Source organism: Elongatibacter sediminis (assembly GCF_037892215.1).
Lineage (GTDB): Bacteria > Pseudomonadota > Gammaproteobacteria > Xanthomonadales > SZUA-36 > Elongatibacter > Elongatibacter sediminis.
Window position 1 is genome coordinate 665,433 of the sequence record NZ_JAZHOG010000001.1, and the last position, 13,951, is coordinate 679,383.

Sequence of the window (13,951 nt, forward strand, 5' to 3'; positions counted from 1 at the left end):
AGACATGGCGCTCCATTAAGCGTGTATTCCGGCGGTCAGGCAAGTCGTTGATCAAACTTCATCGAAATGAATCTTCAACCGATGAATTGCCTGCCGGTTGCGGGCCGTCCTCGCCGCAGTCGAACTGCAACCGCGGACGGACGGCATGGACGGCCCCACGCGAGCGCGATTGCCGCATTTGCAACCGGCGTGATACCTTCGAACGCTGCGGTAACACGCTGTCGGCCTGAATGCCGCATAGACCATTCCAGGAAACTGATCAATCCGTGAAGGCTAAATCATGAATCCATCGTGTCGCGCCACCCTGCTGATTGCAGCCATCCTTGCCCTGACGGCCTGCTCTTCCGGTGACGGCGCAGGCACGCCTCCGCCGGTGGCCGTGAGCGCCGAAGACGAAAGCGCCGCCGTCGAACCGGCCGCAGCGGAAATATCGCCCGTTATCGTCGCGGCGGATCACGTCGGGCTCACGGTACCGGACATCGAACAGGCGGTCGATTGGTTCCAAAGCGTGTTCGGCTGCAGCGCCGCGCTGAGCTTCGGGCCATTCAGCGACCCCGAAGGCACGTTCATGCAGGACCTGCTCGGGGTGCACCCGCGGGCCGTGATCCAACAGATCACCATGCTGCGCTGCGGCCAGTCCGCCAATATCGAGTTACTGGAATACGAATCACCGGATCCGGAGCGCAGCTATCCGAAGAATTCCGACTGGGGCGGGCACCACGTCGCATTCTATGTAACGGACATCGATGCCGCCGTCGCGGACCTCGTGGCGAAAGGGGTTGAGAAGCTGCACGGGCCACTGCCGGTTAACGAAGGTCCGGCAGCGGGGCAGACCATCAATTATTTCCGGGCACCCTTCGGCACCTACATCGAGCTGATCAGCTACCCGGAAGGCATGGCCTACGAACAGGACGCGGAACCGGCCCTGTGGTCACCGAAACACAACGGCACCGAAGCATCGGGCTCTGCAGTACCCGGGCTGCTCGGCGTCGATCATGCCGGCATCACCGTGCCGGATATCGACGTTGCGGTCGCGTGGCTCGAGGACAGCCTGGGCTGCAGCGCGCCCCTGACCTTCGGGCCCTTCAGCGACCCTGAAGGGACCTTCATGCAGGATCTGCTCGGCGTACATCCCCGCGCCGTGGTGAACCGCATCACGCAGGTGCGTTGCGGTACCGGCGCGAGCATCGAATTGATGGAGTACGAAGCCCCGGATCAGGATCAGACCTTCCGCCGCAATTCGGACCGCGGCGGCAAGCACATCGCCTTTTACGTCAGCGATATCGAGCAGGCCGTCGCCCACCTCATCGCGCTTGGCGCCGACAAACTGTTCGGCCCCCTGCCCGTGACCGAAGGCCCCGCGGCCGGACAGACCATCAATTACGTCCGCGCGCCGTTCGGTACCTACATCGAGCTGATCAGTTATCCCGACGGCATGGCCTACGAGGCTTCGGCGCAAACGCGGCTCTGGGATCCCCGGGACAACCGGCCCTGACGCGTCTCCCTGGGCCGTGGGCGTCCGCCTTCTGCACGCCGCCGCCTTCAGGCTAACGTGAACCCCTGAGTTTCCCGGCCACGTTTCTGCACGATGATGAGCTCCATTCGAGCATGGCTTGAACGGTCGCCCCAACGTCGAGCCCAAAGCACTGCCCTGCCCGCGGCCGGGCCGTGAGCCGTGATGTCCAGGGCCAGCCCGGCCCACGCCGATCACCTGAACCATGAGCCCACACGAGGATTGGCGTCCTCCGCAGGCTCGCTCGTGTGGGCAGCTAACCTTTTCCTGCTACTATTCATATTTATTTGGTTATATTGGACCGGAATCTTGACGCGTGAAGCCCCGGCCTCCGTCCATTCGATCATCCGTTTTTCGCCGACCTCGATTGATTGCGGGATGATGACGGTCCGGCCGACCCCACCGAGGAGAGCTGAATGAAGTCGTTTCGCCTGTTGCAGACCACGCTGTTACTGAGCATCACGTTCTGGGCACTGGGTACGGCCGCTCCGGCCCGGTCACTGGAAACCGGGGCCGTTCCGGCATCCGCCCTGGAAGGCCTGCGTTATCGCATGATCGGGCCGATGCGCGGCGGACGGGTCAGCCGGGTGGCCGGTATCGAGGGTGATCCGGCCACCTACTATTTCGGAACCCCGGCTGGCGGCGTGTGGAAAACCACGGACGGCGGCGTCAACTGGCAGCCCATCTTTGACGATCAGCCGGTGTCCGCCATCGGCGACATCGCCATCGCGCCATCGAATCCCGACATCCTCTACGTCGGCACCGGCGACCCGAAACCGCGCGGCAATGTGGCCCGTGGAAACGGGGTTTACAGCTCGCGTGACGGCGGCCGTACCTGGCAGCATCTGGGTCTGGACGACACTCGCCACATCGGCCGCGTCATCGTTCACCCGCAAGATCCCGACACGGTTTATGTCACCGCACTGGGACACGTGTTCGGCCCCAACGAAGACCGCGGAGTTTTCCGCACCCGCGACGGCGGGCGCACCTGGGACAAGGTGCTCTACGTCGACGACCGCACCGGCGCATACGACATCACCTTCCACCCCGGCGATCCCGACGTGCTCTACGCCACCACGTGGCAGATGAAACGCAACCCCTACGAACTGGTCAGCGGAGGCGCGGGCAGCGGGCTGTTCCGTTCCACCGACGGTGGCGACAGTTGGGAACGCCTGCAGGGCAACGGATTACCCGGTGGTGTCTGGGGCAAGAGCGGGGTGACCGTATCGCCGGCCGACCCGGCACGGGTCTTCGCGGTCATCGAGGCCGAACAGGGCGGCCTGTATCGTTCCGACGACCACGGACGCACCTGGCGCCATGTCAATGGCAGTCGCGCGCTGTGGCGGCGCAGTTGGTTCTTCATGGACATCATCGCGCATCCCACCGACGCCGATACCGTTTACGTCATGAACATCAACCTGGAACGCTCTACGGATGGAGGAGAGACCTTCGCACCCATGAGCGCACACCACGTCGACCACCACGACCTGTGGATCGACCCGGGACTACCCACGCGCATGATCAGCGCCAACGACGGTGGGGCCAACGTGTCGTTCAACGCCGGCACCACCTGGAGCCGATCCGACGACAACCAGCCCACCGGCCAGTTCTACCGGGTGACCACTGACGACCGTTTCCCCTACCGCATTTACGGCGGCCAACAGGACTGGGAAATCATCGCCATCGCCAGCCGCGGAGACTGGAACGGCATCGGCCATCGCGACTGGTACCCGGTGGGCGGCTGCGAAATGGGCTGGGCCGCTCCGGACCGTCGCACTCATCAGTACGTTTACGCCGGCTGCACCGACGGCGGGGTCAGCCGTTACGATCACGGGACCCAACGCAACCAGTCCGTCGACCCCTGGCCCGAAACCAACATCGGTCACGGCGCCGAGGCCGCGGAATTCCGCTTCCAGTGGACATCGCCACTGCTCATTTCGCCACACGATCCCGGCATGCTCTACTCCGGATCCAATCGCCTGTTCCGCTCCACCGACGACGGCATGAGCTGGGCGCTGATCAGCCCCGACCTCACCCGGGACGACAAGAGCCGGCAGAAACCGTCGGGCGGGCCGATCAACCGCGACAACGTCGGCACCGAGGTCTACAACACCATTTATGCGCTGGCGGAATCGCCGGTCGAACAAGGTGCCATCTGGGTCGGTTCGGACGACGGGCTGGTCCACCTCACCCGCGACGGCGGTGAAAGCTGGACCGACATCACACCCGATGACGGCCTCCTGCCCGAGTGGAGCAAGATCAACTCCGTCGAAGCCTCGCCGCATGATGCCGGCACGGCTTATCTCGCCGTTCAGCGCCGCGACCACGACGACTACCGCCCGTATGTGTACCGCACCACCGACCACGGCAAGACCTGGCGCAAGATCGTGGAAGGACTGCCCGGCGACACCTTCGCCCGCGTGGTACGCGAGGACCCGGTGCGCCCCGGCCTGCTTTACCTGGGCACGGAGACCGGCATCTTTGTGTCGTTCGACGGCGGCGCCCGCTGGCAGCCGCTGCAACGCAACCTTCCGGTCACGCCCATCTACGATCTGACCGTGCATGAGGACGATCTCGTCGTGGCCACCCACGGCCGCGCTTTCTGGGTGCTGGACGATATCGGTCCGCTGCGCCAGATGAGCAATGACGCCCTCCGGTCCCGGGTGCACCTGTTCAATCCCGCGGTCGCGCTTCGGGTGCGCGACGACTATGTGGCGCCGACCTCGCCGGTCGGCGAGAATCCGCCACCCGGCGCCGTCATCTACTATCGCCTCGATGACAATGTGAGCGGCCCCGTCACCCTTTCGATCCTCGACAGAGACGGCAAGCTGGTCAATCGATTCTCCAGCGAAAAGCAGGAGTCGGCGGGTGCCGCGTTTCGGACCACGGCGGACGCCGACGGCGAATCCGCGACGCACGCCGTGGCCCAGACCATCGAAACCAGTCCGTTTCCCGAGAAAGAAGACACCGGTGCCGCGTACAGCCGCAGCACGGCCGTCGGCACTGGCGGCGGGTTGCACCGGTTCGTATGGGACCTGCGTTACCCCGGCGCGCTCGGAGTACCCGGTCGCGTCTCCTTCTGGCACCGGCCCAAGACACCGCCGGTCGGACCGCTGGCCGTTCCCGGCCGCTACCAGGTCCGACTCGAGGCGGGGGGTGAGGTGATGACCGCCCCCCTGGTCATCGAGTCCGATCCCCGCATCGAGGAACGACCCGGGGAGTTGCACGAGCAACTGCAGTTCCACCTGCAGATTCGTGATCAGCTCACCGACGTCAGCGATGGCATTCTGACCGTCCGTCACGTGCGCGGCCAGCTTGAAGCGCTGGCAGGTCTGGACGCAGTCACACAGGGTCAGACCGGACTCACCGAGATCATCGAAACGGTGCAAGCCCGGCTGACCGACGTTGAATACGCCCTGACCGAACCACGCATGGAAGGACCGGCGGATGCGTTTCACTATCCGATCCGGCTCGACAACAAGCTCGGCATTCTGATGGGAACCGTGGCCAATTCCGACCGGGCACCCACCCGTCAGTCCTATGCCGTTTACGAGAAGCTGCAGGGTCAGATCCACGAACAACTGGACATCCTGGACCGCTTGCTGGAAAACGACGTGCGTGAACTCGACCGGCTGCTGCTGCAAATGGAATTGCCCGGGCTGGACGTATCACGCCCGCAATAATCACGTCGCCAGCAAAACCCCGCGGCCAGCCGCGCTGCCGACCGGACCACAGGGGCCGGCCGGTGGCCCGCGCCCGGCAGCCCGGCTCCCGAACCCGCAATCCGCGCCAACCCGGGTTATTGCCTCCGGCCTCCCCTATTCGATGGGTAGCCGGCTGAGATTGCCGACCAGATGTTCCAGCGTCCGTACCAGTTCGATTATCCGCGACGGCTCCAGACCCTCGATGGCACGCTCGAGCTGACGCCGTCCCATCGGCATCACTTTTTCTGCCAGCGCCGTGCCCTCGGCGGATAGCTGCACATTGCTGAGCCGTTGGTCCGTCTCACTGGCCGCCGATTCGACCCAGCCCTCCTGCCTCATCCGCTCGATCGCCCGGCTGGCGGTGGAGCGTTTGAGCAAGGTCAGTGCGGCCACGTCCTTGATATTGAGCGGAGCCTTGCTTTTCAGAATCGTGAGAAGCCGGTAGCAGGTGCGGTCGAGCCCGTATTTGGCGATAGCCATGTCGAGATCTGCGTGGTACTGAAAATCCGCGTGGGCAATGAGGTAGAAAGGCGACTTGAACAGATCGAATTCGCTGCCCGCCGGATCCAGATATGCCGGAAGTTTCTGACTCGTTTTCTTGGTCATGGCCAAAATTCCTGATGACGAATCGGGTGATCATTAACGTGAATTATATTGGAAAAGCGCTTACGCCCCGGATCGCCTCTCGGCGGCTGATTCCGGGAATAAACCAAGGCCCCGGCAAACATGCGAAGAAAATCGATGAGACCATCATCAATTACTCAGGCGCGATGGGAACACAGCTTCGAGCCTGAGGGGTTTGCCGGGGGTGGGATCAGATCTACACCTCGAGCCCGGCCGCATGACCGGATGACCAGGCCCACTGAAAATTGAAACCGCCCAGGTGGCCGCTGACGTCGACCACTTCACCGATGAAAAAGAGCCCTGGAACCTGCGAGGACTGGGTTCTGGACGACAACTCCCGCGTGTCGACGCCGCCCAGAGTGACTTCGGCGGTACGGTATCCCTCGGTAGCCGCGGGCTTTACCCGCCACGCCTCGAGCTGTGCGGCGACGGCGACAAGTTCGCGGTCGGGCCACTCGGCCAGCGGGTGCCCGGACTGCCGCGGCCAGTGCAACAACTCCAGTTCGTGCACCAGGTTCTTCGGCAACCGCTCACCCAGCAGCGAACGCAGCAACTTCTGCGGCGACGTGGCTTTCCAGCCCAACAGCAACGCCGCGGCATCCTCGCCGGGCAGCAGATCGATACTGACCGATTCACCGGGCCGCCAGTAACTGGAAGCCTGAAGCACGGCCGGTCCGCTCAGGCCACGGTGCGTGAACAACAGGTCTTCGCGGAAGGTCGCGGCCGAAGTGGTGATACGGACCTCGCAGGAAACCCCCGACAGGCGGCTGCACATTTCATGCAGCGCGCCGGTGACCGTGAACGGCACCAGGCCGGCCGCAACGGGTAATACATTCAAGCCGAACTGCTCGGCCAGGCGGTAGCCGAAGGGTGATCCGCCCAGGCTGGGCACGGACAGCCCACCGGTGGCCACGACCAGGGAATCGGCGGCGAAGCCGCCCAGCGTGGTTTCCAGATGGAAGCCATCCCGGTGCACCACGCCGCTTGTTTCGCAGCCGGTGTAAACCTCGACGCCGGCCGCGTCGCACTCCGCCATCAACATGGCGACGATCCGTTTCGATGACTGGCGGCAGAACAATTGGCCGCTGAGACCGTTGACGGTTTCTTTCTCGAAATACTCGATGCCGTGGCGCTCAACGAGCTCGATGAAATCCCACTGGGAATAGCGCGCCAGCGCACTTTTACAAAAATGGGGGTTGGCCGACAGGAACCGGTCCGGCGCAACGTGCAGGTTGGTGAAATTGCACTTGCCACCGCCCGACATCAGGATTTTCTTGCCCGGCTTGTTCGACCGCTCCAGCACCAGCACGCGCCGGCCACGATGGCCGGCCGTCAGGGCGCACATCAGCCCGGCGGCTCCGGCGCCGAGAACGATGCAGTCGTAGTGTGTGGAGCGGGCCGGCATGGGCCGCAGGATAGCGCTTAAACCCGGTCGCGTCGCGTTCTGACCGGAGCAGGTGCCCCGGTCAAACGGTCAGCAGCCGAATTCCCGGCATCACACCGCCAACGAATCGGCGTACGTGGCTTTGGGGCCGCTGCGGGCCACCAGGTTCGAGAAATTGTCCCGTTCCGTGCACGAGTCGAGACTTTCCAGCACGCGCTCGAAAGAGACAGCATCCAGCGTGATGAAACTCCACAACCGCAACGTCCGCCCACCGATCAGGAGCTCGTTGTCGATGACCACCAACATGGGCGGTGAGTCCAGGCCTTCGACCAGCAAGCCGTCGACCTTGCTGCGGTCGTGGCTGAACTCGACGACGGGCAACGAATGCTGCGTCCGCAACCCGGTCAATTCAAAGATCGCGCGAGTGCAGGCTCCGACAAGAACGTTGCCCAGTTCGGAGAAGGCGTCGAGAATTTGAGCTCGGCATTCCTCGTCATCGAGCGCAGACGAAGTGTCTTCCATCCAGTTCGGCTTTCTTTCCTCCAGGCTGGTCAGTTCAGCCCCGGGATCCGACAGAAACATCAGACTCAGAACCGGCATGAGCTCGTTGGCCAGGTGCCGGAAGTCGTCCTCACTGAGCACGAAAGCAGCCCGGCCGGCGAGATCGCCGTCGAACCCGCAGCTCACCGAGTAGAACGGGCCGTCGCCAAATTGCAGCGGCGCCTGGTTCTCGTCCCAGGGTACGACCTCGAGCAGCGAAGCGGAATTCTCGACTTCCAGTTCGAACATGGATTCGAGCGACTGCAGAACGCTCTGGGTACCCTTCAGCAGGAGGCGGTCGAAGCCGTCCTCATGACACGGTTCCAGTATTACGCCACGGGACCTCATGGCTGCAGAACCCGGTCGATGGAATTCAGCACTTCACCCTTTTTGAAGGGTTTGGGAAGAAAGCACTTGGCGCCAGCGGCCATGGCCTTTTCCTGTATGGCGGGATCGCCCATGCCGGATATCATGATGACCCTGGCATCGGGCGTGATGTCCAGCAGCCGCTCCAGCACCTGGTCGCCGGTCTCACCGGCCATCAAAAAGTCCAGGGTAACGAGTTCCGGCTTCAGCTCGTTGAACAGGTCAACGGCTTCTTCACCATTGCTGGCCCGGCCGATCACCTTGTGGCCACCGCCTTCGACGATGATTTGCAAACTGCTGCGCGCGAACGCCGAGTCATCCACTATCAGAATACTTGCCATGTGCTATTTCCCCCTTGGTGGCAATCACGGACCATTTAACCTCAATCCGTTGCGGAATCCGACTGACAATTCTTACAGTCGTTGCAAAAAGCGCAGGCTAATTCGTGCCCATTCAGGCGGAACGCATGCCTGGATCCTCAATCCGGCAAGCTCGTAGCCCGACTGACTGACCCCGGTCATGGCGCCACCGCTGTGCCTTGATTAATTTTCACAGGCGTCTGGTGCAGTTCGTTCCGGCAAGGCGCGAAAACGCACCGACCATCCATGCAACCGGATGCATATTCACGCTCTGAAACGATGAGGAATTGACGGGAAACTGACGAGGAATCCAGAATTTTGCAACTACCGCGACCCGACCAGATGCAGCTCGACCAGTTTCTGCACAGCCTCGAACAGGCCGCCGAGACCGAAGTCGGCTATCCGGGCGCGCTCGATCTGGACTACCGCGCACTGGCGCCTTTTCTGCGTTACTGCCTGAACAATATCGGCGATCCTTTCGGCGAAACGTCTTACAGGCTGAACTCGCACGCTTTCGAGCGGGAGGTGGTGACGTTCTATGCCGGTCTGACCGAGGCCCCGGAAGACGGCTGGTGGGGCTATGTCAGCAACGGTGGTACCGAGGGCAATCTCTACGGACTGTATCTCGCGCGCGAGCGCTATCCGGACGGCATTGCCTACTTTTCCCAGGACAGCCACTACTCGGTGGCCAAGAATCTGCGCTTCTTGAACATGCGGCACATCATGATCCGATCGCAGCCGCACGGCGAAATCGATTACGAGGATTTGCGCGAAACGATTCGGATCCGACGGGACGTGCCGCCCATCGTGTTCGCCAACATCGGCACCACCATGAAAGAGGCACGCGACGACATCACCCGCATCCGGGGCATCATGGAAGACCTGGCTATCGAGCAGTACTACATTCACAGCGACGCGGCCCTGTGCGGCGGATACGCCGCGTGGCTCGAACCCCGCCCCAACTGGAATTTCGCCGACGGCACCGACAGCATTGCGATTTCAGGGCATAAATTCCTCGGTGCGCCGGTGCCGTGTGGCATCGTGCTGGCACGCCGCGAGCACGTCGAGCGCATCAGTCACGCGGTGGCCTACATCGGTTCCGTCGACACAACGATATCCGGATCACGCAATGGCCTGGCGTCGCTGATATTCTGGTATGCGATCCGGGCGCTGGGTGAGGACGGCATGAAACAAAGACTGCACGCCGCACTCGAGGTCGCGGCCTACGCCGAAGATCGGTTCCGGACAGCGGGCATTGACGCCTGGCGCAACCCGGCGGCTTTGTCGGTCATCATTCCCCAGCCCGCACCTGAAGTGTGCACCAAATGGCAACTCGCCAGCAGTGACGGCATCAGCCACGTCATGTGCATGCCCCATGTCACCCGTGAGCGGATTGACTCGCTGCTTCGCGACATAGAAACAGCCCGGGATCACGCCGCGTGAAGTTGCTCACCGTCATTGGCAAGGATCGTCACGGCGTGCTGGCGGAACTCACGTCGCTGCTGGAAGAAGCCGGGGTTTGTATCAAGGATTTCGCCGGACAGACGGTTGGAAGCAACGTGGTTTTCAGCATCCATGCGGAGCCCTACGAGGAGGCGTTTCGCTGCCTGGGCGAGGCCGGGTACCGAATCGTCTCGCATGACCACCTGCTGGTACGGCTGGAGAATCATCCGGGTGCCCTGGCCGAACTCTCACGCCGGCTGGCCGACTCCGCGGTCGACGTGCGCGGCCTGCACTTCGTCAGCCGGGACCCGGAAGCCTGCATTGTCGCACTGGAAACCCCTGATGCCCGCCGGGCACGCGAGATTCTGGCCGACCAGCTCGTGCGGGATGAGTCCGACGACTGATTTCCGGTTATGGGCCACCAATCACTCGGACCGGATTCGGAGCGCAAGCGCCGCTGAAGAACACCGCCGGACACTCAACTCGGGATAATTCTTCATCTCTATTGACGTCCGACGTTCAGCCGCAACCGTCACATTCCGGTGAAACACCTGTCGATACTCGTCCGCCATTCGCTGCGTATCACTTCTGCTAGTCTTGTCCCGAAACTATCGGCAGCGCAGGAATTCCAAACCCACCATGGACTATCTCGCGACACTTCTGTTCGACCCCAACGCCTGGCTGGCGCTGGCCACTCTCATCGTCATGGAAGTGGTGCTGGGCATCGACAATCTGATTTTCATCTCGGTGCTGACCAACAAATTGCCGGCCGACCGGCGGGAGAAGGCCCGCCGCATCGGTATCGCCGGCGCGTTGATTTTACGCCTCGTGCTGCTCGGGCTGATCGCCGTCATCATCCAGCTCACCGAGCCCGTGTTCGAACTGTTTGGAGAGGGATTTTCCTGGCGTGACCTGATCCTGATCGCAGGCGGCCTGTTCCTGGTCTGGAAGGCGACCAAAGAGATTCACCACAACGTCGACCCGGACCCCGGCCCCGACCTGTTCGACTCCGGCAAGGCGACGATGGGTGTGGCGGCGGCGATCGGACAGATCCTGCTTCTGGACCTGGTGTTTTCCGTCGACAGCATCATCACCGCCGTGGGCATGACCGACCACGTCCCGATCATGGTAATTGCCGTTATCTTCGCGGTCAGCGTGATGCTGCTCGCGGCAACCCCGCTGGCCAACTTCATCCACCGCAATCCGACCATCGTGATGCTGGCGCTGGCCTTCCTGCTGCTGATTGGCACGACACTGATCGCCGAGGGTTTCGGTGCCCACGTGCCGAAAGGCTACATCTACGCCGCGATGGCCTTCTCCGCGCTGGTGGAAGGGCTGAACATGCTGTCGCGCCGCGCACGGCGGGCACGAGCCAGGGGCATGTAACGACAGCCTGGAAGAGTGAACGCAAAACTTCATATAAACGTACAGCGCCACTCAGCGAACAACAACAGGTCGCGCGAACCTGTGGCAGTGGCGCGGCCCGGGGATACTTGTCACGCGGAACGGTGCGCTTGGACATGGTATAAGAGGGAGCTGAAAACCAGCCACCTGTCTTACCAGGTCACTGGACCTGACACACACAGACGCGGAAGCCGGCGTAGTGGCGAGCCGGCGCTAAAGCCGCATTTTTTGCACGGGAGGAAAAATACTGATGAGCTCACTGAACGGGCTGGTCGATGTCATGGCGCGCTACCTGCAGTCGACCGGCACTTCGCTCCACGAGTTGGCCTCGGAGGCTAACGATCCACCGGAACAGCCTGACGATACGAGCCCGATGCTGTCACCGTCGCAGATGACGCGATTGTGGCAGTTGCTGCAGGAAAGAATGGGCCCGTCGCCCGGGATCAGCCAGAAAAAACTCAGCCAGAAAGTGCACGAACTCATCACCCGCCAGCTCGAAACCGGTCGTGCCCGTGCCGCGGTGATCGCCGACCAGCTCAATATGAGCCGGCAAACACTGTACAAACGACTCAAGGCGGAAAACCAGACTTTCGCGGCGCTGCTCGACCGCGTGCGGCGCGAACAGGCCCTTAACTACCTGCAGGACCCCGACCGTTCGCTGACCGAAATGGCGCAACGACTGGGGTTTTCCGAATTGAGTGCCTTCAGCCGCGCGTTCAAGCGCTGGATGGGCCAGTCGCCCGCGCAATACCGCGCTGGAAGCGTTACAGCTTCCTGAATGCCAGGCTGGCGTTGGTGCCACCGAAACCGAAGCTGTTGCTCAACACCAGGGGCAGTTCAGTAGACTCGACCGGTTCGCGCACGATGGGAAATCCTTCGGCGGCCGGATCCAGGTTCTCGATGTTGGCCGACGGCGTGATGAAGCCGCCCTGCTGCATCAACAGGCAGTAGATGGCCTCGTGTACACCTGCCGCGCCCAGCGAATGGCCGGTCAGCGGCTTGGTGGATGACAGCGGCGGCATGTCGCTGCCGAAAACCTCGGCGATGGCCTGCAATTCGACCACGTCACCAGCCGGCGTACTGGTGCCGTGGGTATTGATGTAAGCCACCGGCTCGTCCACATTCGCCAGCGCCTGCCGCATGCAGCGCACCGCACCCTCACCACTCGGCATGACCATGTCGGCCCCGTCGGACGTCGCTCCGAAACCGGCCACTTCGGCCAGAATCGTTGCACCGCGCTGCCGCGCCTGCTCCAGTTCCTCGAGTACCAGAATGCCGCCGCCCCCGGCAATCACGAAGCCGTCGCGGTCGGCATCGTAAGTGCGAGACGCCCGCTCGGGCGTGTCGTTATACCGGGTCGACAACGCGCCCATGGCGTCGAACAACATGCTCAGGCTCCAGTGCAGGTCTTCACCGCCACCGGCGAACATCACGTCCTGTCGCCCGAGTGCAATCAGGTCGGCTGCGTGTCCGATGGCATGCGAACTGGTGGCGCAGGCCGACGTCATGCCGTAATTGATGCCGCGGATGCCGAACGTGGTACTGAGGCTGGCGTTGATCGAACTGCTCATGGTTCGCGGCACGCGAAACGGCCCGACGCGCCGGATGCCACGTTCGCGATGGGTGTCGACCGCATCGATCAGCTCCACGCTGGAATTGCCGCCGGCTCCGGCGACCAGACCGGTACGGTCGGACCGGATCTGCTCCTCATCCAGGCCGGCCTGGGCGATCGCCTCGCGCATGGCCAGCGTGGCATAGCCCGCGGCCGGGCACATGAAGCGCCGCTGTTTGCGCTCGATCAGCGCCTCCAGGTCGACATCGATGCCTCCAACGACGTGACTGCGCAGACCGGCATCCCGGGCCTCGTCGCTGAACACCAGGCCGGAACGAGCGGTCCGGAGCGACTCTTCGACAGCCTCGATGCCCACGCCCAGGCTGGAGACGATACCCATACCGGTAACGACGACGCGTCTCATGCCGAACCTCCCGCAAATCCTTCCATCGATGTGAACAGGCAGACCTTCAGGTTCCGCGCCGTGTAGATCTCGCGGTCATCCACCGCCATTCGCCCATCGGCCACGACCATGGACAGCCCACGCTGAATCACGCGCCGAACATCCAGCTGGTAGCGCACCAGCTTATTTTCGGGCAGCACCTGGCCGAAAAACTTGACCTCGCCGACACCCAATGCGCGGCCACGTCCCTGGGCGCCGCCCCATGCCAGAAAAAACCCCAGCAATTGCCACAGCGCGTCGAGGCCCAGGCAGCCGGGCATGACCGGATCATCCTGGAAGTGACAGTCGAAAAACCACAGATCGGGGTGAATATCCAATTCGGCGATCACCTCGCCCTTGCCGTAGGTGCCCCCGCTGTCGGATATTTTTGTGATCCGGTCGAGCATCAGCATCTGTCGGACCGGCAGGCGCATGTCGCCAGGAAACAATCGACCTTCGCCGCAGGCGACCAGCGCGGCCTTGTCGTAACTTTCGGGACGGTTCATGGCTCGGATGGCTCAAGTGGGTTAACTGCCCAACTATATCCGCACGCAGGCCGGCGTGCTTGACCCTGCGTTCCCACGCCTTTACCCGCGGTCAAAAAACCGGGCGGTCACCAG

Annotated in this window: 12 protein-coding genes; 6 read left to right on the top strand and 6 right to left on the bottom strand. The window is 62.7% G+C overall.

Features of this window, described 5'->3' with window-relative positions; genetic code table 11:
* Positions 1-280 precede the first annotated feature (280 nt).
* Together V3330_RS02595 and V3330_RS02600 are read left to right on the top strand one after the other, a co-directional pair.
* Complete coding sequence (locus tag V3330_RS02595; protein ID WP_354693822.1) at positions 281-1,495, top strand: VOC family protein; 1,215 nt, start codon at positions 281-283, stop codon at positions 1,493-1,495.
* 434 nt (positions 1,496-1,929) lie between these two features.
* Entirely contained in the window at positions 1,930-5,196 is a 3,267-nt protein-coding gene (locus tag V3330_RS02600) for a WD40/YVTN/BNR-like repeat-containing protein (RefSeq protein WP_354693823.1), read from the top strand.
* Positions 5,197-5,331: 135 nt separating this feature from the next.
* Here the strand turns inward: V3330_RS02600 and V3330_RS02605 are convergent, their stop codons facing one another.
* From V3330_RS02605 to V3330_RS02620, 4 genes are all read right to left on the bottom strand, one after another.
* Positions 5,332-5,823: a MarR family winged helix-turn-helix transcriptional regulator gene (locus V3330_RS02605; RefSeq protein WP_354693824.1), complete on the bottom strand. Its 492-nt coding sequence runs from the start codon at positions 5,821-5,823 to the stop codon at positions 5,332-5,334.
* 214 nt (positions 5,824-6,037) lie between these two features.
* Positions 6,038-7,246 carry a BaiN/RdsA family NAD(P)/FAD-dependent oxidoreductase gene (locus tag V3330_RS02610; RefSeq protein ID WP_354693825.1) on the bottom strand — a complete coding sequence of 403 codons (1,209 nt, stop codon included), beginning with the start codon at positions 7,244-7,246 and terminating at the stop codon, positions 6,038-6,040.
* A 90-nt stretch (positions 7,247-7,336) separates the two neighbouring features.
* Entirely contained in the window at positions 7,337-8,113 is a 777-nt protein-coding gene (locus V3330_RS02615; RefSeq protein ID WP_354693826.1) for a chemotaxis protein CheC, read from the bottom strand.
* The gene (locus tag V3330_RS02620; protein WP_354693827.1) at positions 8,110-8,472 is read right to left on the bottom strand and encodes a response regulator; all 363 of its coding nucleotides are present in this window, start codon (positions 8,470-8,472) and stop codon (positions 8,110-8,112) included. The genes V3330_RS02615 and V3330_RS02620 overlap by 4 nt, the downstream gene beginning before the upstream one ends.
* A 336-nt stretch (positions 8,473-8,808) precedes the next feature.
* Here V3330_RS02620 and V3330_RS02625 point away from each other — a divergent pair, with 336 nt between their 5' ends.
* The 4 genes from V3330_RS02625 (at position 8,809) to V3330_RS02640 (ending at position 12,115) form a co-directional block, all read left to right on the top strand.
* Positions 8,809-9,933 (top strand): histidine decarboxylase, encoded by a 1,125-nt coding sequence (locus tag V3330_RS02625; protein ID WP_354693828.1) that lies wholly within the window; start codon positions 8,809-8,811, stop codon positions 9,931-9,933.
* Complete coding sequence (locus tag V3330_RS02630; protein WP_354693829.1) at positions 9,930-10,337, top strand: ACT domain-containing protein; 408 nt, start codon at positions 9,930-9,932, stop codon at positions 10,335-10,337. Before V3330_RS02625 ends, V3330_RS02630 begins: the two co-directional genes overlap by 4 nt.
* 193 nt (positions 10,338-10,530) lie before the next feature.
* Positions 10,531-11,319: a TerC family protein gene (locus V3330_RS02635; protein WP_435791237.1), complete on the top strand. Its 789-nt coding sequence runs from the start codon at positions 10,531-10,533 to the stop codon at positions 11,317-11,319.
* Between the two features lie 268 nt (positions 11,320-11,587).
* Complete coding sequence (locus V3330_RS02640; RefSeq protein ID WP_354693830.1) at positions 11,588-12,115, top strand: helix-turn-helix transcriptional regulator; 528 nt, start codon at positions 11,588-11,590, stop codon at positions 12,113-12,115.
* Here the strand turns inward: V3330_RS02640 and fabB are convergent.
* Positions 12,102-13,313, bottom strand: coding sequence for a beta-ketoacyl-ACP synthase I (fabB, locus tag V3330_RS02645; protein WP_354693831.1), 1,212 nt, complete (start codon positions 13,311-13,313; stop codon positions 12,102-12,104). The genes V3330_RS02640 and fabB overlap by 14 nt on opposite strands.
* Positions 13,310-13,837: a bifunctional 3-hydroxydecanoyl-ACP dehydratase/trans-2-decenoyl-ACP isomerase gene (fabA, locus tag V3330_RS02650; protein WP_354693832.1), complete on the bottom strand. Its 528-nt coding sequence runs from the start codon at positions 13,835-13,837 to the stop codon at positions 13,310-13,312. The genes fabB and fabA overlap by 4 nt, the downstream gene beginning before the upstream one ends.
* Between the last annotated feature and the right edge of the window lie 114 nt (positions 13,838-13,951).